Source organism: Streptacidiphilus fuscans, from assembly GCF_015690355.1.
GTDB lineage: Bacteria > Actinomycetota > Actinomycetes > Streptomycetales > Streptomycetaceae > Streptacidiphilus > Streptacidiphilus fuscans.
Genome location: NZ_JADPRT010000001.1, coordinates 654,698 through 674,516 on the forward strand (window position 1 = coordinate 654,698; position 19,819 = coordinate 674,516).

The window sequence follows — 19,819 nt, forward strand, 5'->3', positions numbered from 1 at the left end:
AGGACCTGACGATGACTACGACGACACATGAGCTGCGTACGACCAGCGGCCTGGACCAGCCCCTGCTGCGCCCGTTCGACCTGGGCGGGCTGCGGCTGCCCAACCGCGTGGTGCTGGCTCCGACCACACGGGCGCGCGCGGAGAACCCGGGGCTGGTGCCGACCGATCTGCATGTCGCCCACTACGCGCAGCGCGCGACGGCCGGTCTGGTCGTCTCCGAGAGCTTGTTCGTGAGCGAGGAGGCGATCGGACAGGTCAACGTCCCCGGGATCTACAGTCCGGAGCAGGTGGCGGCCTGGCGGCGGGTCACCGACGTCGTGCACGCGCTGGGCGGCCGGATCGTGGCGCAGCTGTGGCACGCGGGCGCGGTGTCGCACCCGGACCACCACGGCGGACGGCTGCCTGCCGGTCCGTCGGCGGTGAACCCGGGGCAGACGGTGTTCACACCGACCGGGCCCAAGCCGACCGTCACCCCGCGCGCGATGACCGTCCGTGAGATCGGACAGGCGATCGCGGACTACGCGGCTGCGGCGGAGAACGCCCGGCGAGCCGGATTCGACGGCGTCGAACTGCCCGCACAGGGCGTGTACCTGCTGCCGCAGTTCCTGAGCCCGACGCTGAACCGGCGCACGGACGCCTACGGTGGGGACGGCGTCCGTCGGCGGCGGCTCCTCTTCGAGGTCGTCGACGCGGTGGCCGCGGCCTGGGACGGCGCGCCACGCGTGGGCGTGCGGCTGGGGCCGTACTGGAACACCGGCGAGCAGTTCGCTTTCGCTCCGGACCGGTTGCCCGAGTACGACGAGTTGACGGCAGCGCTCAACGACCGCCCGGTCGCCTACCTGCACCTGCTCGGACCGGATCTGACGGCTCCCGGGGCGACGCCGGACCTCAGCCTCTTCGCCCGCTACCGGCGACTCTTCGCCGGGCCGCTGATCGCGAACAACGGCTTCGACCGCGAGTCGGCGAACGCCGCGATCGCGTCCGGTGTCGCCGACACGATCTCCTTCGCCCGTCACTTCGTCGCCAACCCGGACCTGGTCACCCGCTTCGCCCTCGGCCGCGCGCCGGCGCAGGGGGACCCGAGCACGTACTACACCGGGGGAGTGCGCGGGTATCTCGACTGACCCGCTGTGATGGCTGCGGCGGCGAGCCGGAAGCCGGGCCGACAGTAGGGCCGACAGCCGGGCTGACGGTGAACATCCGTCGAACATGACGCTCGCTCCGAGCGGGATGCGGCGGACCACTGCGTTCCGCGTGATTCAGTTGGCTGCGAACGAGCGGGACACACGGGGAGACGTCGTAGACGTGGTGCGCGAGATGGACCGGGCACGTGCCTGGGTCGGGCCGGCCTGGCTGGGGGCGTCGTTGGTGCTGCCCTGGGCGCTGGTCCAGGTGGGGTGGGGGCCGCTGCTACTGGTGGTGGTGCTGCTGGGCACGGCCTCGGCGATTCGGACAGGCGGGGTGCTGCTGGACCGGCTGATCGCGGCCGGCCTGCTGCTCAGCGGTGAAGTGCTGATCCTGGGTCTGCTGCTCTCTGTGTGGCCCTGGGGGCTCTCGGTCCCCCTGTCGTGCTCGGTCCTGCTACTCCTCGCCGGAGCGTGGTGGTGGTGCGCGGGCCGGCTGCCGCAGCTCCCGCTGCGTTTCCGGGCGTCGGACCTGACGGTCCTTGGTACCGGAGCGTTCGTGCTGTGGCGGCTGCTGGCTCCGGTGGCCCGACTGTCCGCCGCCACCCAGCTGGACTACAACGGTGAGGCGCCGGACGCCTACGTCCACTTCGCGATCTTCGACGCGATCCAGCACATGCCCGGATACTTGTTCCTGCACGCGGAGCAGGCGCGTCAGTACGTGATGACGCCTACCGAGACGTCCTACCCGCAGGGTTCGCACTTCCTGCTGGCGTGGGTCGACCTGGTGCTGCACAACGGCCGGATCCAGCCCGACGCGCTGCTCTCCTACACCTGGCTGTTCCACAGCATGCTGGTGGTCGCGGCAGGTGTCTGCGCGGTGACCGTGTGGGCGGCCCGCTGGGTCGGCGGCCCGCGGTTGCGCGGCTGGCGGGCCGGGGCAGTCGGTGCCCTGGTGGCTGGTGTGCTGGTGGCCAGCCCGTTGGTGGTGCTCGTCCTCCAGGGCTTCTACTCGGAGCTGGTCGGCCTGTTCTTCCTGGTCCTCGGCACCGCACTGCTGCTGCGCTCCGCGATGCCGATGGCGGAGCGTACGGCTGTGGCCGTCGCCGCGGCGGTGACCACGGCGTACTGCTACAATCTGTTCGCGGTCATCCTGGGCCTGGCCCTGGTCGCCCACGTCGTACTGCGGTGGCCGGGCATTCGCAGGGCGCTGCGCTGGTGGCTCCCGGTGATGGCGCTCGGCATGGTCGCGGCCGTGCTGCCCACCCTGGTCGCGGTCACCACCTCGCTCGACATCGGCGCGCAGTCGTTGGAGAGCGGGGCCGACGCCAGCACCCAGTCCCTGGTCTTCGTGGCTGCTCTGGCCGCCGTCGTGCTCGCCGCTCTGGTGCGTCCGGCGCTGCGCGGCCTGGCGGTGCCGCGGGCAGGGGTGCTGGTGGCCGCGGGTGGCGTCGCCGCGCTGGTGCTCTACGGGGTCTACCAGTACGCCACGATCCACCAGCTCGCCTACTACTTCGACAAGGCGGCCACCGGGCTCACCTTCGTCATGCTCACCTTGGTCGGCGCCGTCGGCTGGGTGCTGCGGCCCGGCGTCGCGCTGCCCAACCTGGGCGCCCCCGCGCGACGGCTGGTGCAGACCGCCGTAGGCGTGACGGCGTGCGCGGGCGCGATGCTGGTCGGGCTGAACGCGGCCTGGGGCGCACCACCGATCAGCAACGCCCAGCCGTCGACCTCGACCGTCGGCCCGGGGCTCGCGTTGCTGGGCAACCTGCCGCTGATCGTCTGGAGTGACGGCAGGATCCGAGTCACCGCACCCCAGCCCGGCCCGGACGTCACCGACAACGCGTCCGTGCTGCGCGCGACCGGCACCGTCATCATGCTGGACACGGCGCGTGGCTGGTCGAACCGGCGCAACACCATCCTGGCGAACACGCTGAACCACCGTCAGGGCACCATGGCGCCGATCAACGCCTACCTCAACTCGGTCAACATGGGCAGCGTCCTGCCCACCGGCGCCGTCTACCGGCAGTCACTCGACGCACTGGTGCTGGCCGTCCGCGCGCTGGCCGGACAGGCCGTCGACGTCCAAGTCGGCAACCGGGCGCTGGCGCGGCGACTGCAGCACGACCTGGAGCGACTGGTCCCGGGCGCGCACCTGCACATCGTCTGGCGCTGCACGCCGGTCTCCCCGGCCTGACCCGGCAGGCCCGGTGGCCAGGGTCTGTCCGGCGGACCCTAGTCGTCCGGGCAGACGACGAAGCGCGGGCAGGCGAGCCGGCGGGGCCGGTCGCCGATCTCGACGAGCGCGGCGCGGATCTCGCGCAGGTGCTCGGTGGTCAGCTGCAGCGGGGGCTCGTGCGGCTGGTAGGTGGTGCGGACCGGGTAGTCCACGCCCGGTTCGGTGGTCATCTCGATGTGGCAGCCCAGGACGTGGGTGACCGGCCGGAGTTCACAGAACTCGATCAGACGGTCGACGGTCCGGGCGAACGCGTCCCAGTCCTGGACGTAGAGCCTGCCCGGGTAGACGGTGTCGCCGGTGAGCAGGATCCCGGTCCACGGGTCGTAGAACGTGACCGCCGCCTCGTGGTGCCCGGGGGTGGCCAGACACTCGAGTACGCGGCCGCCAAGATCCACCCGCGCCACGGCGGTGGGGTCCTGCGCGAATCCGAAGTACGTCCAGGCGCTGGCGAGGTCCGCACCGACCACGGTGGTGTCCGGGCGGTCGGCGAACTGGCCGTCGCCCGCGACGTGGTCGCCGTGGCCGTGGGTGTGCAGCACCAGCAGGTGGTATTCCGTGCGGGGGTTGCGGACGAGCCAGCCGTCGACAAGTTCGTCCACCACTCGACGCAGGGGGAAGAACTCGGCGGACGCGGTGGCCCCGGTGTCGACGAGCACCGCCTGTGTGTTGCCGAACAGCAGGAACAGGAACGGTGCTTCGTAGTCGATCGCCATGTTCTGGCGCAGGATGACGGTGTGCTCGTCGTAGGCGTGGACCTGGATGTCCGGGTCCGTGTTGTGCTTGGACGACGGTGATCCGTGGATCCAGCGGACGTCCAACTCGCGAGGCCTGGGAGCCGGGCTGTCGAAGTCGACGAAGGATGAGCCTGGGCCTGCGGTCATGACGCCTCCTGCGTGCGTCGTCTTGGCAGGCCGGGTACGGCGCACATCTCGTCCGGGGCCGGCACAGCTGAGCCTCCGGCGCGAAGCTACCACGGGCACGACGACGGGCGGCAGGCTCCCCGGACGGCACGCCGAGGGCACGCCGAGGGCACGCCGAGGGCGCGGCGGAGTCCCGCCGGGGCCGCGCCGGACAGGCCGAGCGGCGTCGGCTCCCCGGTCTGGGCCTGCCCGGCCTCGTAGGCTGGCCCCCGAGGAGGTCGTGATGGGACATCAGAACACGTCGCGCGCCGACCTGTTGGTCGAGCTGTGGCACTCCTGGGCGGAGCGCGGGGCCGCGCTGGAGCCGGGCGAGTGGGACCGTGCGACGCGGCTGCCCGGATGGTCGGTCCGGGCGCTGTACGCCCATGTGGCGCCCGACCCGGCGATGCTCGCCGTGCTGCGCGAAGCCGTGGTGGCGGGCCCGGCGACGGTCACCAGCGGGTCGGAGATCCTGCGGATCTTCAACCGGCCCGGCGGTGTGGCGCACGCGGTGGCGGACCAGGTCGCCACGCAGGCGCAGGAGACGGCAGGCAGCATGACCCCTGAGGCTCTGGTCAGCCGGTTCGCCGAGACCGGCCCCGCCGTCGTCGCGGAGCTCGCCGCCCTCCCGCCGGACACGGCCGTCGCCCACCCCGCCGGAACGGTCACGCTGGGAGCCCTGCGCGAGATCGCGGTGATGGAGGCGACCGTCCACCTGCTCGACCTGATCGACGCCGTCGGCGGCCCGCCGCCACCCGCCGCAGCGCTGCGGGCCACCCGGGACATGCTGGCGGACGTGGTCGACCCGACGGCCTTCATCGAGGCGGCGGCCGGCCGGACCAAGGAGGCCGTGCTCCCGGTGATGAGATAGGCGCCCGGTGATGAGATGGATGAGATTGACGAGACCAGCGCTGAGCTGGTCGGTGGTGTCGTCCCGTCAGATCTAGGGTGAGCTCATGGACTATCGCACGCTCGGCAACAGCGGTCTCCTGGTCTCGGTGGTGGGACTGGGCTGCAACAACTTCGGTGTACGTCTCGACGAGGCGCGGACCCGCGAGGTCGTCGACGCGGCACTGGACGCAGGCGTGACCCTTTTCGACACCGCCGACATGTACGGCGACGGGGGTGGCTCCGAGACGCTGCTCGGCCGGGTGTTGAAGGGGCGGCGCGACCAGGTCGTGCTGGCTACCAAGTTCGGCCACCAGAAGTGGGACATGGGGTACGGCCCGGCGGCGGGGGCCAAGGGCGGCCGGGCCTACATCCGGCGCGCGGTCGAGGAGTCGCTGCGGCGGCTGCAGACCGACCACATCGACCTCTACCAGCTGCACACCCCCGACCCGCTCACGCCGATCGCCGAGACGCTCGCCGCGCTGAGCGAGCTGGTGCGCGAGGGCAAGGTGCGGTACATCGGCCACTCCAACTTCGCCGGCTGGCAGATCGCCGAGGCCGCGCACGTGGCCCGGGAGATCGGGGCCGTCCCGTTCGTCTCGGCCCAGAACGAGTGGTCGCTGCTCGAACGCGGCGCGGAGCGGGAGGTGGTCCCCGCCGCGCTGCACTACGGCCTGGGCGTGCTGCCGTTCTTCCCGCTCGCCAACGGGCTGCTGACCGGCAAGGTGCGCCGCGCGACGGGCGTCCCCGCGGGCTCGCGCCTGGCGTCGCGGCCGGAGCGGGTGACCGAGGCCGGGCTCGACACGGTCGAACGCCTTGCCGCCTGGGGTGAGGCGCACGGCCGGACCGTCCTGGAGATCGGCGTGGGCGGGCTCGCCGCGCGTCCTGGGTGCAGCTCGGTCATCGCCGGGGCGACCAGCGCCGAGCAGGTCCGTGCCAACGCCGCCGCGGGCCAGTGGGTGCCGCCAGCCGAGGAACTGGCGGAGATCGACGCGGTCCTCGCCGGGCGTCCCGCCGCCTGACGCGACGGCCGTGGGTCCCTCACCGTCCGTCGGCCCGTCACCGTCCGTCGTCGACTAACGTGGCTCGGCGTGGATCTCGAAGCCGTACGCACATTCGTCGCCGCCGCGGACGCGGGCCAGTTCCAGGAGGCCGCCGCCGACCTGTCGATCACCCAGCAGGCGGTCTCCAAGCGCATCGCGGGACTGGAGAAGGAGCTGGACGTACGGCTGTTCGTGCGCACCGCCCGCGGCGCCCGGCTGACCATCGACGGTCAGGCGTTCCTGCCCCACGCCCGCGAACTGCTCCGGGTGGCGGATCGGGCTGACGCCTCGGTCCGCCCCGGCCGGCGCGCGCTGCGCGTCGACGTCGTCAACCGGCGCATCGCGACCGCAGGACTGCTGCAGGACTTCCACCGCGCGCATCCCGAGATCGAGTTGGACGTGGTGACCCTGGACGCCGACGTGGACGGCGCCATCGCCGCCGTCGCGGCGGGGAGCGTCGACGCCACCTTCCACGCCGTGCCGCCGCAGCGCCATGTCCCGGACGGCATCCGCACCGCCCCCATGATCGAGGACCGGCACCAACTGCTCGTCGGCCCGCGCCATCCGCTGGCCAGCGCGCGCGCCGTCACGCCGGGGCAACTGGCCGGACACCGCATCTGGATGCCGGGCCTGGACGCCCGCGGCGAGGTCGCCGACTACTACTACGAGCTCGCCACGGCTTTCGGCCTCACCATCGACATGGTCGGTCCAGTCTTCGGGAACGAGGCGCTGCTGGACGAGATCGCGGACTCCCCGGACCTGGCCACGCTGGTCGGCGAGGGCTCGCGCTACATGTGGCCGGACAGCTACGACCTGCGGCGCGTCCCGATCCGGGACCCGGCGCCGGTCTATCCGCTGTCCGTGATCTGGCGCGACGACAACCCCCACCCGGCGCTGGACCGGCTGCGCGGCTACTTCGAGTCCCGGCGGACGACGTCGCCCGCCGCCGAGGTCTGGCTGCCGACCTGGGCGGGTGCGGCCACGCGGTCCTGAGCGGGCCGCCCCCGGAGAGGTGGGTCAGCCCTTGGCCGAACCGAGGGTCAGACCGGCGACGAACTGTCGCTGGAGCGCGAAGAACACCACCAGGGTGGGGACCGCGACGATCAGGGACGCCGCGGAGATGAGGTTGTTGTTGACGAAGAACTCTCCGCTGAGGTTGTTGAGCGCGGCCGTGATCGGCCGGTTCGCGCCGGTCTGCATCAGCACGGTGGCCCAGAAGAAGTCGTTGTAGATCCAGGTGAATTCGAGGGTCGCCAGGGCGGCGAGCACCGGTCGGCACAGCGGCATGATGATCTGCCAGTAGTAACGCCAGCTCGACGCGCCGTCCATCAGCGCGGCCTCGCCGAGCTCCGCGGGCAGGGTCCGCATGTAGTTCGACATGACGAACGCGCAGAAGCCCGTCTGGAACGCGACGTGGACCAGGATCAGGCCGATGAACGAGTCGTCCAGCTTGCCCGAGGACGCCAGCCAGGTGGGCAGCGGAACCAGCTGGTAGAGCTTGTAGAGCGGCGTGATCAGCGCCTGCTGCGGCAGCAGGTTGCCCGCGGTGAACAGCATCAGCAGCGCGACGTTGACGCGGAAGCTGTAGCGGGAGACCACGAAGGCCACCATGCTGGCCAGCCAGAGCGTGAGCACCAGCGCGGGCACCGTGATGATCAGCGAGTTGAGGAAGTACTGCGGCAGTTGGGCCTGCGTCCAGGCGGCGGTGAAGTTGCCGAACCCGTAGTGGCCGCCCACCGAGACGTAGCCGAGCCGCTGGGTGTCCGCGTAGGGACGCAGCGCGGTGTAGAAGGCGTACAACAGCGGGGTGATCCACACCAGGCAGGTTGCCGCCAGGAAGACGTGCAGGGCGAGCCGCGCGGCGCGGGTGCTCCGCCTGGTGCCGGACGCGTCGTCGCGGCCCCGGGCCTCGGGGCGGGACGACGGCAGCAGGGTCGCGGTCACGTGCGGGAGTCCTTTCGGAACACCGTCACCAGGTAGGGGACGATGAAGACCATGGAGATCACCAGCAGGATGGTCGCCAGCGCCGAGCCGAAGCCGATCCGGCTGGCCTCCCCGATGATGTTGTTGGTGACCAGGACCGAGAGCAGTTCGAGCCCGTTGGTGCCGCGGTTGATGATGTAGACGATGTCGAACGCGCGCAGCGACTCGATCACCGTGATGACCAGGACGACCACGTTGATCGGTCGCAGCGCGGGCCAGACCACGTGCCGGAAGGTCTGCCACCCGCTCGCTCCGTCGAGCGAGGCGGCCTCCTTGAGGGAGGGGTCCACGGACTTCAGCCCTGCCAGATACATGATCATGACGTAGCCGGTCTGCCGCCAGCAGGCCATCACCAGCACGGCCCAGATGTTGAGGTTCGGGTTGCCGAGCCAGTCGATCACGGACGAACCCTGGGTGTGCCCGGTGAGGTTGTTGATCAGGCCCTGGGTCGGGGAGAAGATCAGTTCGGTCATGAAGCCGACCAGCGCCAGCGACAGGACGACCGGCATGAACAACACGCTCTGGTAGAGCCGCGAGAAGCGGATCTGCTTGTCCAACTGCACGGCCAGGAACAGCCCGAGCGGGGCCGGGACGCAGAAGAAGACGACGAGCCAGAGCAGGTTGTGTTCCAGGGCCGGCTGGAACGGCGGGTAGATCGTGAAGATGTTCCGGTAGTTCTCCAGGCCGATCCAGTGGATGTTCTGCACCCCGCCGATGCCCGGCCAACTGGCGAAGGAGAGCACGACGGAGGCCAGGGCCGGCAGCCAGACCAGGCCCACGGTCAGGAGCGTGGGCACGCCCGCCATCAGCGTCAGGGTGAGCCGGTCACGCGTGGACAAGCGCCGACCGCGCGGTCGAGCGGTCAGCTGTCGAGTGGTCATCAGCGCTCTCGTTTCGGTGCGCCCCGGCGCCTGCCGGGTGGGACGCGACGTGGTCAGCCGTTGCTCGCCCAGATCGACTTGGCCTGCTTGTCGATCGAGGAGGTGATTGAGGCCACGTCGCCCGGGTTGTTGAGGAACTGCTGGATGGCCGGCAGCAGCACCGGGTCCGCGAAGTCGGGCCGGGTGTCGCGGTCCATGAACTGCGAGATGTGGCTGGCCTTCTGAATGAGCGTCACCGAATCGGCCTGGGCCTGGGTGTACTTGGCGGCGTCCACGCCGTTGGCGGTGGCGATGTCGGCGGGGTTGCTGCCGAGCCAGAACTGCTGGGCCTTGGCGGTTCCCAGGTACTCCAGCAGCTTCACGGCGCCGGTGTGGTTCTTCGGCGAGGCGCTCATCATGAACCCGTCGATCGGGGCCTCGACGCTGTCCTGGCCGAACTGCGGGTTGATCTCAGGGAAGGCGAAGAAGCCCAGGTCGGCGGCCTTGGGGCCGGTGAAGATCGTCCCGATCTGGTCGAGCCCGAGCACCATCATCCCGGCCTGCTGGTTGAGCAGTTGCTGCGCCCCCTCCTGCCAGGTCAGACCGAGGGCCCCGGGGGAGTAGTACGGCAGGAGCTGCGTCCACTGGTCGAAGACCGCCTTGACCTGCGGGGAGTTCCACTGGTCGCCGTTGCGCATCAGGTTGATGTGGAAGTCGAAGCCGTTGATGCGCATGTTCAGGTAGTCGAACGTGCCCATGGCGGGCCAGCCGTCCTTGTCGGTGAAGGCGATCGGGATCAGCCCGTCGGTCTTCATCTTCTTGGCCAGCGCGATGAACTCGTCCCACGTGGTCGGTTCGGCGTAGCCCTTGGCCTTCCACAGGCTCTTGCTGTAGTAGACGGCCCAGGGGTAGTAGTCGAACGGCACGAAGTAGTAGTGGCCGTCGCTGCCCTTGCTCTGGGCCTTCATCGCGTCGGTGTAGTTGCCGCCGATGGACGCCCACACGTCGTCGACGTCGTGCAGCAGGTTCTGCCCGGCGAAGAACTGCATCCGCTCGCCAGCGAACCAGTTGAAGACGTCCTGCGGATTGCCCTGCAGGTAGGTCGAGATGTTCTGCTGGAACGTGTTGTGGTCCACCCAGTTCACATCGACGCTCAGGCCCGTGTCGTGTTTGACCTGCGTGAACAGAGACTGGTAGGCGCCCTTCGGCTGGGGCACGGCGGCGTTGGAGCCGAAGCTGACAGTGGTGGCGTCGGCGCCCGAGGCGGCCGAGCCTCCGCTCGAACAGGCGGCCAGGAGTGGAGACAGCCCAGCGGCTCCGGCACCCAGTGCCGCAAAGCGAAGCAGTGAGCGGCGGGACAAACCGTCGCGCTCAGCGAAGGTACGAGGCACTACCCCTCCCAAGGCATCAACATCGAACAGGGTCAAACATTGAGCGAAGTGATGCAATCAGGCTGATGATCCCCCGTCAAGGGGCTTCACAAGACTCGCCTTTTACCTGGTGGACGTGGATTGCAAGCGGGCGCGACCGATCTGCGTCACGTGTCTTGACGCAGTGTCACGACGTCGATGGAATGACTTTCGTCGTTCGGCTTCGTGTAGTGATGTTTGTTTGTGTCTCAATCCGACTTCGGAGGTTCGCACAGTGACGCGGTCGATCCGTACCAGGCGCACTCCCCACTCAGCACACTCGCCACACCCGACCCAGCCGATCCAACCGACCGAGCCGATCCACCAGATCCGCCCGAGCCGCGGGCACGCGCTGCGCCAGGGCCGCACCCTGGCACTCGCGTTAGGCGTCTCGCTCGTCGCACTCGCCCTGCCGACCGCCGTCCCCGCGCTGGCCGGCACGGCCCCCGCGGCCCAGGCCGAGGCGAACGGCGTGTCCGCCACGCCGCCCATGGGGTGGAGCAGTTGGAGCTTCGTCCGCCGCAACCCCACCGAGTCGGACATCGAGGCCGAGGCCAAGGCCATGTCCACCAGCGGCCTGGTCTCCCACGGGTACAGCTACGTCAACGTGGACGACTTCTGGTACCTCAACCCCGCCACCACCGTGGACTCCTACGGCCGCTGGGTGACCGACTCCAGCAGGTTCCCCGACGGCATGGCGGCCGTCGGCAGCTACGTCCACGGCCTCGGCGAGAAGTTCGGGATGTACCTCACGCCCGGCATACCGGTGGCCGCGTACAAGCAGAACACGCCCATCCAGGGCACCAGTTACCACGCCCAGGACATCGTCTCCGACACCACCAGTTACGAGACCAACTACAACTACGGCAGCGGGTCGATGTACTACATCGACTACAACAAGAACCCCGCCGCCGCCCAGGCCTACCTCAACTCCTGGGCCGACCAGCTGGCTTCCTACGGCGTCGACTACCTCAAGATCGACGGCGTCGGCGACTGGGACGTCGCGGACATCCAGCACTGGTCCCAGGCGCTGAACCAGACCGGCCGACCGATCCACCTGGAACTCTCCAACAGCCTCGACGTCAACAACGCGGCCACCTGGAAGCAGTACGCCAACGGCTGGCGGATCGACGGCGACGTCGAGTGCTACTGCGGAGCGGGCGGCTCCTCCTACCCGCTCACCGACTGGAACAACGTCGCCGGCCGCTTCAACGACGTGGCTCCCTGGATCAAGGACGCCGGACCCGGCGGCTGGAACGACCTCGACTCGCTGGAGGTCGGCAACGGCAGCAACGACGGGCTCACCGTCGACGAACGCCGCACCCAGATGACCTTGTGGGCCGTCGAAGGCGCACCACTGCTGCTCGGCACCGACCTCACCAACCTGGACCCGACCGACCTGGCCATGCTGACCAACGACAAGGTGATCGCGGTCGACCAGGCCGGCAACCCCGCCCGGCCCGTCGACCGAACCACCCAGCAACAGGTCTGGTACGCGGCGAACCCCGACGGCAGCTACACCGTGGCCCTGTTCAACCTCGGCGGCAGCACCGCGAACGTCACCGCCCACTTCGCCGACCTCGGCTTCAGCGGCAGCGCGGACGTCCAGGACCTGTGGAACAACACCGACTTGGGCACCAGCGCGGGCTCCTTCTCCGCGAGCCTGAACACCCACGCGTCCATGCTGCTCAAGGTCACGCCGACCACGGGCGACGCGTTCACCGCGATGCACTACAACATCGTCAACGCCGCCACCGGCCAGTACCTCGACGTGTCCGGCGGGTCCACCGCGGACGGCGCCTCCCTCGTCCAACAACCCGCCGACGGCGCGACCGACCAGCAGTGGCAGCTGGCGTCCACGGGCAACCAGCTCTACCGGATCGCCGACGTCAACAGCGGCAAACTGGTCAACATCCCCGGCGGCACCGGCACTGCCGGCACGCAGCTGATCCAGTACCACGACGACCACTCGGCCGGTTCGCACTGGACCTTCACCCCGACCGGCAGCGGCACCTACACCATCAGCTCCGCGCTCGACGGCCAGGTGCTCGACACCAACGGGAGCGCGGTGGTCCAGAACGCCGCCTCCGGAGCTGCCAGCCAGCAGTGGAAGCTGGTGCCGGTGCCCGTGGCGGGTGCGCAGTACCGCCTGGAAAACGGGGCCACCGGCGGTCGGATGGACGTCAGCGACGACTCCGTGTCGGACAACGCCGCGATCCTGCAGTGGTCGGACAACGGCCAGTCGGACCAGCTGTGGTCGTTCGCCCGGCAGTCCGACGGCAGTTGGACCATCGCCGACGACCACAGCGGGCTGCTGCTCAACATCCCCGGCCCGACCACCGCCCAGGGCACCCAGCTGATCCAGTACCACGACGACGGCAACAGCAACTCCCGCTGGACTCTTGTGGACGCGGGCCCCAACCTGGTCCAGCTCAAGAGCGTCTACGACGGACAGTTGGTCGACCTGACCAACAGCTCGCTGAGCCTGGGCGCGTCGGTGCTCCAGTGGCCGTCCGACGGCGGCACGAACCAGACCTGGACGCTGGCCGCGCCGAACTGATCCACCGTCAGAAACGCGCGGCTCCGCGGCGGCAGCGCCCGCCGAATTCGCCCGGGAATTCACGGGGCCGCGCTGTTTCGGGGATTCACCGTGGTATTCCCTGGACCTCAACATATGCTCAAGTTTGTGCAGATTCTGGTTGGGTTGTTACATCCAGGGGGTAGTCGGGCTACGTTTCCTGAGTTTGCGTGGATCACCAACACCGCGCAGGAGAGGTAGCACAACCGATGACCACCGAGACCTCGGAACCGGATCAGCAGGCCGCCCCCACCGGGGCGGCCGGTGACGGTCACCTCCAGGCGGGACTGAAGAGCCGCCACCTGTCCATGATCGCCATCGGCGGAGTGATCGGCGCCGGTCTCTTCGTCGGCTCCGGCGCGGGTATCGCGGAGACGGGCCCCGGCATTCTGCTCTCGTACGCGCTGGCCGGTGTGCTGGTGGTGCTGGTGATGCGGATGCTCGGCGAGATGGCCGCCGCCAACCCGCAGAGCGGCTCGTTCTCCGCCTACGCCGACCGTGCCCTCGGCCGCTGGGCCGGCTTCGCCATCGGCTGGCTCTACTGGTTCTTCTGGGTCGTGGTGCTGGCCGTCGAGGCCACCGCAGGCGCGAAGATCCTGCACGGCTGGCTTCCCGGCGTCCCGCAGTGGGCCTTCGCCCTGCTGGTGATCGCCCTGCTGACCGCCAGCAACCTGGGCTCGGTCGCCTCCTACGGCGAGTTCGAGTTCTGGTTCGCGGGCATCAAGGTCGTGGCGATCGCCGCCTTCATCGTGATCGGCGTCCTGGCCATCTTCGGCGTGCTGCCGGGCACCCACGCGGTCGGCACCCAGAACCTGGTGGGACACGGCGGCTTCCTGCCGCACGGCATCGGCACCGTCTTCACCGGCATGCTGACCGTCGTCTTCTCCTTCATGGGCAGCGAGATCGTCACGCTCGCGGCGGGCGAGACCGCGGACCCGCGCCGGGCCGTGACCAAGGCGACCAACAGCGTGATCTGGCGCATCGGCGTCTTCTACCTGGGCTCCATCCTGGTCGTGGTCACCCTGCTCCCGTGGGACGCGGCCTCCGTCAAGGGCAGCCCGTACGTCGCGGTCCTGCAGCACGTCGGGATCCCGGGGGCTGCGCAGGTGATGAACGTCATCGTGCTCACCGCCGTGCTCTCCTGCCTCAACTCGGGCCTGTACACCGCCTCCCGGATGGCCTTCTCGCTCGGGCGGCGCGGTGACGCCCCGCGCGCCTTCGCCACGGTCAGCGGACGCGGTGTGCCGCGTAACGCGATCCTCGCCTCGGTGGTCTTCGGCTTCATCGCGGTAATCTTCAACTACACCTCGCCCGACACCGTGTTCAGCTTCCTGCTGAACTCCTCGGGCGCCGTGGCGCTCTTCGTCTGGCTGGTGATCTGCCTGTCCCAACTGCGGATGCGGAAGATCATCGAGCGCGACTCGCCCGAGACGCTGACCGTCCGGATGTGGCTCTACCCGTATCTGACCTGGGCCACCATCGGGCTGATCGGCTTCGTCATGGCGTACATGTTCACCACCCACGACGGCCGGATGCAGATGGTGCTCTCGCTGCTGGCGGCGGGCGTCGTGCTGGTCGCCGCGCCGATCGTGCAGCGTCGTCGCGCTGGAGTCGGTTCACCTTCGTAGTCATGCCTCGGGTTCGGCACTCCGCGACCAGCCGCGTGCCTCGCCCTCGTCGATCAGTCGTCGTCCGGCCTCCCACAGCGAGGCCGACGCGTCTCCGATCACGGCCTTGCGCGCCCGGACGTCGTCGGCGGTGACGCCCGGGGTGCGCCAGGTGCCGCCGCGTGCCATCCAGTTGAGCAGGAGCGGCTGGAGCCGGTCCATCGCCTTGGCGAACCGTGCCTCCGGGGTGCGGCGTTCCTCGAACTCGTCCCAGAGGGCCCGCATGCGCTGTGCCTGGTCCGCCGGAAGCAGTGTGAAGAGTTCGTCGGCCGCCGCCACCTCCCGCGCGCGCTGGTCGACACCGGCGGCGCTGTCGTACAGCGGGGTGTCGCCGGCGTAGATCTCGACGAGATCGTGCAGCAGCACCAGCTGCACGGTGTGTCCCACGTCGAAGGGCCGGTCGGAGTGTTCGGCGAGGACCACGACCATCATGGCCAGGTGCCAGGAGTGCTCCGCGTCGTTCTCGCGGCGGTCCGCCGCGGCGAGCGGCGACTGGCGCAGGACGGTCTTGAGCTGGTCCACCTCCACGAGGAAGGTGAGTTGGGCGCGCAGCCGCTCGTCGATGTCGTCGGGGAAGGGCGTCCTGTCGGCGAGTGGCGTGTGGCGTTCGTCGCTCATGCCTGCATCGTGGCAGCCGTGGGCCGGCTTCCCGGGGAGCATCGCCGAGGCAGCAGGCCCGTCCACGGGTTGGAATTGCGCCCGGCGACGACGGTGCGCGCGGCACTGTGGTCGGCATGATCGTGAAACCGGAGACAGACGACCTCGCCGCCTACCTCGCGGCGGACGAGGTGATCGACCATAAGCACCCCGGGCTGCGGCGGCTGGCCGCCGAGCTGGCCACCCCCGAGGCGGCGTTCCACCACGTCCGGGACCAGGTCGCGCACTCCGCCGACGCGGGCGCTTACAGCGGGGCGTTCCGCGCGTCCGAGGTGCTGGCGGCGCGCAACGCGATCTGCCACGGCAAGTCGCACCTGCTGGCCGCGCTGCTTCGGGCGCAGGGCGTGCCGACCGGCCTGTGCTACCAGCGGCTGGACGACGACGAGGGCGGCTTCGTGCTGCACGCTCTCAACGCCGTCCACCTGGACGGCCGTTGGTCCCGTCTCGACGCCCGGGGCAACCGCGAGGGCGTGGACGCGCAGTACGACCTGCAACGGGAGCGGCTGGCCTGGCCGGTCCGGCCGGAGCTGGGCGAGCGGGACTACGTCAAGGTCTTCGCCGCGCCGCCGGGCTCTCTGGTCCAGGCGCTCGCCCGAGCGGTGCCGGGCAGCTCCGGCTACGACTACCTGCCCGGCGAGCTGCCGGGCGAGGAGTCGATCTAGGGCCCCGCAGGTCGGCCGGGTTCAGCCGCAGAACACGGCCGTCTGCGCGGGCCCGAGGGCGTCGGACGCCGGGGCCGGGGGCTGGTGGCGGAGGTCCCGGCCGAGGTCGAAGACCGTGCCGACCAGGATCAGCTGGCGGTCGGCGTCGGCGCCGGCATCGGCCGAGGTGAGCGAGATGCTGGTGAAGCCGGGACCGCCGCCGTCGGTCTCCCAGACCGCCGCCTGGCGGCCCGCGCCGCAGTCGACGGCGGCGCGGGTCACGCCGAGCGCGTAGCCGTCGTCGCCGGGGACGTCAGGGACGGTCTCCAGCGCGCGCTGCTCGGCGGCGGGCAACAGGCGACCGGCGAAGAGCGCCCGGTCGAACGTGCCCAGGTCGCCGAGGGTGGAGATCATCGCACCGGCGGTCCAGTCGTAGGACGGGCTGAACACGGTGACGTCGTGGTGGGCCAGGTCGTAGCCGTGCAGATGGCGGCCGTGGATCCGCGGGTCGGTGAGCGGGAGCGTGGTGTGGGTCAGGCCGAGCGGGCGCAGGATCCGGTCGGTGATCTCCTGGCCCGCGCTGCGCCCGGTGACCGCCTCGATCACGAGTCCGGCCAGCAGGTAGTTGGTGTTGGAGTAGTTCCACCGGGTCCCGGGCGCGAACAGCGGCGGGTGGGCCGCGGCCTCGGCGACGACGCGGCGCGGGGTGTAGACGTAGTCCATGTCGTGGCGTTGCAAGTAGGGGGCGAAGAAGGCCGGGTCGGTCGTCGGGTCGTAGATGCCGCTGGTCTGGTCGAGTAGCTCCCGCACGGTGATCCGGCGGCCGTCGTTGCCGTGTCCCGCGACCACGCCCGGCAGCCACCGGGCGACGCTGTCGTCCAGCCCGAGCCGGTGCTCGCCGACCAGTTGGAGCAGCACGGTCGCGACGAAGGACTTGGTGTTGCTGGCGATCCGGAACCGGTCGTTGGGCTGGGCCGGACGCCCGGTGGCGAGATCGGCGAGCCCGGCGGCGGCCATGGCGCTCGTGCCGCCGCGCCGCGCGTAGGCGATCGCGGCGGGGTACCCGTCGGCGACCGCCTGCGTGGTCGCGGTGTGCAGGACGGTCGCGAGCGGCGAGCCAGAGGCGGACGACGCGTCCGACGCGGCGGCAGCTGCGGGAGCGGCAGCCGTGGGCACGGCACGGGCGGGCGCGGTGGCGCAGCCGAGCAGCGCGGCGACGGCGAGCAGGACCAGGTGAGGGCGGCGCATGAGTGATACCCCGTCAGATGCGGTTGCGGTGGTCACTGATCAGCCTGGCGGCCCTCGGCCGCGCAGGCCATGAGGCTGGCCGTAGCTGACATGCTGGTGACAACCCCCCCTGGATTCCCCGCGCTCACGCTCCAGCTCCCGCGTGTGCGCCGCTGCGCGGTCTGCCCTCACGCCTCCGGTTCTGCGGCCGCGCCGGGCGTGAAGATGCGGGCGAGGTGGTGGCTCAGGACCTCCCACGCAGCGTCCGCGCTGCGTTGCCCGACCAGGACGCTCGTCCCGAGCCCGGCCGACATGGCGAGCAGACCGACCACCTCCGCGCGCAGGTCGATGTCGCGGGGCGTCTGCCCGGCCTCCCGTGCCGCGGTGAGTTGCGCGAGCAGGAGGCCCTCCATGGCGTCGGGGTCGCGCAGCAGCGGTTGGGTGGCGAGCGCCGGATCGGTCAGCGCGAGGGTGGCGTACGAGGTGTAGACGAGGTGGAACGTGCGGCTCTCGTCGTCCGTGGGCAGGGCCTCCGCCAGGACGGCTTCGACGACGGTGCGCGGGGTCGGTGACGTACCGCCCGCCCGAACGCGTCTGCGCACCCGTTCGCCCATCCGCTGGGCGAGATAACCCAGCGCGTAGTGGAGCAGTTGCTCTTTCGTCTTGAAGTAGTACTGGATCAAGGGGACCGAGATCCCCGCCTCTTCCGCGACGTCACGCATGGCGACCGCATGCAGGCCCCTGGTGCCCGCGCGCCGCAGCAGGGCCTCGGCGATCTGGTGTCGTCGTTCCTCGTGGTCGACTCGCTTCGGCATGTTTTTACTATACGCTCATATGGTGAAGGCGGGTCAGCTCATCGCTGAACCGAACCGACGATGGGGGAGCCGGGCATGGCTACGAGCGCGACTGTCAAGGGAGTTGGGCGTTTCACCAGCGAGAGCGCCAGGACGCGGTTCCTGGCCGCGTATGACGACGCCATGGCGCTGTGGCCCTGTCCCAGGCAGGAACTCCAGATCGAGACGACCTATGCGACCACCCATGTCCACCGCTGCGGCCCGGACGACGGCGAACCGATCGTGCTGCTGCACGGCGCCGGTGGGAGCTCGACGATGTGGTTCCCCAACATCGCCGCCCTCAGCGCGAACCATCCTGTCTATGCGATCGACACCCCCGGCGATCCTGGGCGCAGTGTCCAGCGCAGTCCGATCTTCGCGCCGGAGGTGAGCGCCCGGTGGCTGGACGAAGTCCTCGACGGGCTCGGGCTCACCAGGGTCCACCTGGTCGGCTCTTCCTACGGTGGCTGGCTCGCGCTGAACCAGACGCTCCACTCGCCCGGCCGGATCGCCGGCTCGACGCTGCTCGACCCGGGCGGACTGGAGAAGGTCGGTGCCCGCTTCTACGCCTGGATGATGGTCAACCTCCTGGCGGGACTTGTTCCGCGCCGCCTCTTCCCTGGCCTGTCCACCAAGCTGTCCAACCCCGTGCTCGACCACCCCGAGTTGAAGCGCTCCATCATCCTCGGCGCCCGCACCTACCGGTCCGGCCGACCCGCACCACTGCCCCTGACCGACGACGAACTCGGCGCGATCCGCATCCCGACGCTCCTGCTGATCGGTGACCGCAGCCCGCTGATCCACGCCGTCCCGACGCGCGACCGCGTCCGACGCCTGATGCCGTACGCGGACGTGGAACTCGTCACCGACACCCGGCACGGCCCGTCGATCGAACGCCCCGAGTACGTCAACGACCGCATCCTGGGCTTCGTGGCGGCAGCCCAGCGGGTCTGACCGCCCCGCGTCGCGCGGTCCGGCCGGGCGGGCGGCGTGGCAGGCTGGGGTCATGTGCGGACGCTACGCATCCTCCCGAAAGCCCGAGGACCTGGTGGAGCTGTTCCAGGTCGACCGGTGGAACCCGACCGAGACGTTGGCGCCCTCGTGGAACGTCGCGCCGACCGACGACGTGTGGGCGGTGGTGGACCGGGCCGACCGGGAGACCGGTGAGCTGGGGCGGGAGCTGCGACCGCTGCGGTGGGGGCTGGTGCCGTCATGGGCCAAGGACCCCTCGGTCGGGGCGCGGATGATCAACGCCCGGGTGGAGACCGTCCACGAGAAGCCCGCGTATCGCAAGGCGTTCGCCAAGCGCCGGTGCCTGCTGCCCGCCGACGGCTACTACGAGTGGACCGCCGTCCCCGCGAGCGAGGACCGCAAGGCCTACAAGCAGCCGTGGTACATCGCCCCGGAGGACGGGGCGCCGATGGCGATGGCGGGCCTGTACGAGTGGTGGCGGGACAGGACCCGGGACGATGACGACCCGCTGGCCTGGTGGGCCACGTGCACGATCATCACCACCGAGGCCGTCGACGCCGCGGGCCGGGTGCACCCGCGCATGCCCCTGGCCATCGCGCCCGCCGACTTCGAGGCCTGGCTCGACCCCTCCCACCAGGACCCCGGCGAGCTCCGCTCCCTGCTGATCGAGCCCGCCGCCGGAAACCTCGGCGCGCGCCAGGTCTCACTCGCCGTCAACAGCGTCCGCAACAACGGGCCGCACCTGCTCGACCCGCCCGACCAGCCGGCGCCCGCTGCGTAGCGCCCGAAGTCGGCGGGA

The 19,819-nt window shown here is 70.2% G+C and carries 17 protein-coding genes and 1 riboswitch; of the genes, 10 read left to right on the plus strand and 7 right to left on the minus strand.

From position 1 onward, the window contains the following. The first annotated feature begins 11 nt into the window (after positions 1 to 11). Both I2501_RS02975 and I2501_RS02980 read left to right on the plus strand, forming a co-directional pair. Positions 12 to 1,124 carry an alkene reductase gene (locus I2501_RS02975; protein ID WP_196192158.1) on the plus strand — a complete coding sequence of 371 codons (1,113 nt, stop codon included), beginning with the start codon at positions 12 to 14 and terminating at the stop codon, positions 1,122 to 1,124. Positions 1,125 to 1,317: 193 nt separating this feature from the next. Further along, positions 1,318 to 3,321 (plus strand): hypothetical protein, encoded by a 2,004-nt coding sequence (locus tag I2501_RS02980; RefSeq protein ID WP_196192159.1) that lies wholly within the window; start codon positions 1,318 to 1,320, stop codon positions 3,319 to 3,321. Between the two features lie 38 nt (positions 3,322 to 3,359). Here I2501_RS02980 and I2501_RS02985 read toward each other — a convergent pair whose 3' ends face one another. Then, positions 3,360 to 4,244, minus strand: a complete 885-nt coding sequence (locus tag I2501_RS02985; RefSeq protein WP_196192160.1) for an MBL fold metallo-hydrolase — start codon at positions 4,242 to 4,244, stop codon at positions 3,360 to 3,362. Positions 4,245 to 4,255: 11 nt separating this feature from the next. Further along, positions 4,256 to 4,323: riboswitch (guanidine-III (ykkC-III) riboswitch) on the minus strand. A 183-nt stretch (positions 4,324 to 4,506) separates the two neighbouring features. Between I2501_RS02985 and I2501_RS02990 the strand changes: the two genes are divergently transcribed. The 3 genes from I2501_RS02990 to I2501_RS03000 all read left to right on the plus strand — a co-directional run bounded on the left by I2501_RS02990 (position 4,507) and on the right by I2501_RS03000 (position 7,186). After that, complete coding sequence (locus tag I2501_RS02990; protein ID WP_196192161.1) at positions 4,507 to 5,133, plus strand: maleylpyruvate isomerase N-terminal domain-containing protein; 627 nt, start codon at positions 4,507 to 4,509, stop codon at positions 5,131 to 5,133. 85 nt (positions 5,134 to 5,218) lie between these two features. Then, positions 5,219 to 6,172 (plus strand): aldo/keto reductase, encoded by a 954-nt coding sequence (locus tag I2501_RS02995; protein WP_196192162.1) that lies wholly within the window; start codon positions 5,219 to 5,221, stop codon positions 6,170 to 6,172. A 69-nt stretch (positions 6,173 to 6,241) separates the two neighbouring features. Further along, positions 6,242 to 7,186: a LysR family transcriptional regulator gene (locus I2501_RS03000; RefSeq protein WP_196192163.1), complete on the plus strand. Its 945-nt coding sequence runs from the start codon at positions 6,242 to 6,244 to the stop codon at positions 7,184 to 7,186. Between the two features lie 24 nt (positions 7,187 to 7,210). On the opposite strand, the gene I2501_RS03005 is transcribed toward I2501_RS03000, so the two are convergent. From I2501_RS03005 to I2501_RS03015, 3 genes are read right to left on the minus strand one after another with little or no spacing between them, the layout of a single operon-like run. Next, positions 7,211 to 8,122, minus strand: coding sequence for a carbohydrate ABC transporter permease (locus I2501_RS03005; protein WP_215909248.1), 912 nt, complete (start codon positions 8,120 to 8,122; stop codon positions 7,211 to 7,213). Positions 8,123 to 8,133: 11 nt separating this feature from the next. Continuing rightward, a complete protein-coding gene (locus I2501_RS03010; RefSeq protein ID WP_196192165.1) occupies positions 8,134 to 9,057 on the minus strand; it encodes a carbohydrate ABC transporter permease in 924 nt (307 codons plus the stop codon). Positions 9,058 to 9,110: 53 nt separating this feature from the next. After that, positions 9,111 to 10,253, minus strand: a complete 1,143-nt coding sequence (locus tag I2501_RS03015) for an ABC transporter substrate-binding protein (protein WP_328806165.1) — start codon at positions 10,251 to 10,253, stop codon at positions 9,111 to 9,113. Between the two features lie 427 nt (positions 10,254 to 10,680). Here I2501_RS03015 and I2501_RS03020 point away from each other — a divergent pair, with 427 nt between their 5' ends. Together I2501_RS03020 and I2501_RS03025 are read left to right on the plus strand one after the other, a co-directional pair. Then, the gene (locus I2501_RS03020) at positions 10,681 to 13,005 is read left to right on the plus strand and encodes an alpha-galactosidase (RefSeq protein ID WP_215909185.1); all 2,325 of its coding nucleotides are present in this window, start codon (positions 10,681 to 10,683) and stop codon (positions 13,003 to 13,005) included. A 227-nt stretch (positions 13,006 to 13,232) separates the two neighbouring features. Beyond that, entirely contained in the window at positions 13,233 to 14,651 is a 1,419-nt protein-coding gene (locus tag I2501_RS03025; RefSeq protein WP_196192167.1) for an amino acid permease, read from the plus strand. On the opposite strand, the gene I2501_RS03030 is transcribed toward I2501_RS03025, so the two are convergent. Next, positions 14,652 to 15,308, minus strand: a complete 657-nt coding sequence (locus tag I2501_RS03030; RefSeq protein ID WP_196192168.1) for an HD domain-containing protein — start codon at positions 15,306 to 15,308, stop codon at positions 14,652 to 14,654. A gap of 116 nt (positions 15,309 to 15,424) precedes the next feature. Between I2501_RS03030 and I2501_RS03035 the strand changes: the two genes are divergently transcribed. Continuing rightward, the gene (locus I2501_RS03035; protein WP_196192169.1) at positions 15,425 to 16,009 is read left to right on the plus strand and encodes a transglutaminase-like domain-containing protein; all 585 of its coding nucleotides are present in this window, start codon (positions 15,425 to 15,427) and stop codon (positions 16,007 to 16,009) included. Between the two features lie 21 nt (positions 16,010 to 16,030). On the opposite strand, the gene I2501_RS03040 is transcribed toward I2501_RS03035, so the two are convergent. After that, a complete protein-coding gene (locus tag I2501_RS03040) occupies positions 16,031 to 17,236 on the minus strand; it encodes a serine hydrolase domain-containing protein (RefSeq protein ID WP_196192170.1) in 1,206 nt (401 codons plus the stop codon). A gap of 167 nt (positions 17,237 to 17,403) precedes the next feature. Further along, on the minus strand, positions 17,404 to 18,030 hold the full coding sequence (locus I2501_RS03045; protein WP_196192171.1) for a TetR/AcrR family transcriptional regulator: 627 nt from the start codon (positions 18,028 to 18,030) through the stop codon (positions 17,404 to 17,406). A 75-nt stretch (positions 18,031 to 18,105) separates the two neighbouring features. On the opposite strand from I2501_RS03045, the gene I2501_RS03050 reads away from it, so the two are divergent. Continuing rightward, on the plus strand, positions 18,106 to 19,002 hold the full coding sequence (locus tag I2501_RS03050; protein WP_196192172.1) for an alpha/beta fold hydrolase: 897 nt from the start codon (positions 18,106 to 18,108) through the stop codon (positions 19,000 to 19,002). A 52-nt stretch (positions 19,003 to 19,054) separates the two neighbouring features. After that, entirely contained in the window at positions 19,055 to 19,801 is a 747-nt protein-coding gene (locus I2501_RS03055) for an SOS response-associated peptidase (RefSeq protein WP_196192173.1), read from the plus strand. Positions 19,802 to 19,819 lie beyond the last annotated feature (18 nt).

What these genes read in the sequence shown, in the direction of transcription:
- I2501_RS02975 (WP_196192158.1), top strand. Translation starts at nt 12, where the DNA reads ATGACTACGACGACACATGAGCTGCGTACGACCAGCGGCCTGGACCAG.
- I2501_RS03010 (WP_196192165.1), bottom strand. Translation starts at nt 9,057, where the DNA reads ATGACCACTCGACAGCTGACCGCTCGACCGCGCGGTCGGCGCTTGTCC.
- I2501_RS03055 (WP_196192173.1), top strand. Translation starts at nt 19,055, where the DNA reads ATGTGCGGACGCTACGCATCCTCCCGAAAGCCCGAGGACCTGGTGGAG.
- I2501_RS02995 (WP_196192162.1), top strand. Translation starts at nt 5,219, where the DNA reads ATGGACTATCGCACGCTCGGCAACAGCGGTCTCCTGGTCTCGGTGGTG.
- I2501_RS02985 (WP_196192160.1), bottom strand. Translation starts at nt 4,244, where the DNA reads ATGACCGCAGGCCCAGGCTCATCCTTCGTCGACTTCGACAGCCCGGCT.
- I2501_RS03030 (WP_196192168.1), bottom strand. Translation starts at nt 15,308, where the DNA reads ATGAGCGACGAACGCCACACGCCACTCGCCGACAGGACGCCCTTCCCC.
- I2501_RS02990 (WP_196192161.1), top strand. Translation starts at nt 4,507, where the DNA reads ATGGGACATCAGAACACGTCGCGCGCCGACCTGTTGGTCGAGCTGTGG.
- I2501_RS03050 (WP_196192172.1), top strand. Translation starts at nt 18,106, where the DNA reads ATGGCTACGAGCGCGACTGTCAAGGGAGTTGGGCGTTTCACCAGCGAG.
- I2501_RS03035 (WP_196192169.1), top strand. Translation starts at nt 15,425, where the DNA reads ATGATCGTGAAACCGGAGACAGACGACCTCGCCGCCTACCTCGCGGCG.
- I2501_RS03025 (WP_196192167.1), top strand. Translation starts at nt 13,233, where the DNA reads ATGACCACCGAGACCTCGGAACCGGATCAGCAGGCCGCCCCCACCGGG.
- I2501_RS03040 (WP_196192170.1), bottom strand. Translation starts at nt 17,236, where the DNA reads ATGCGCCGCCCTCACCTGGTCCTGCTCGCCGTCGCCGCGCTGCTCGGC.
- I2501_RS02980 (WP_196192159.1), top strand. Translation starts at nt 1,318, where the DNA reads ATGGACCGGGCACGTGCCTGGGTCGGGCCGGCCTGGCTGGGGGCGTCG.
- I2501_RS03045 (WP_196192171.1), bottom strand. Translation starts at nt 18,030, where the DNA reads ATGCCGAAGCGAGTCGACCACGAGGAACGACGACACCAGATCGCCGAG.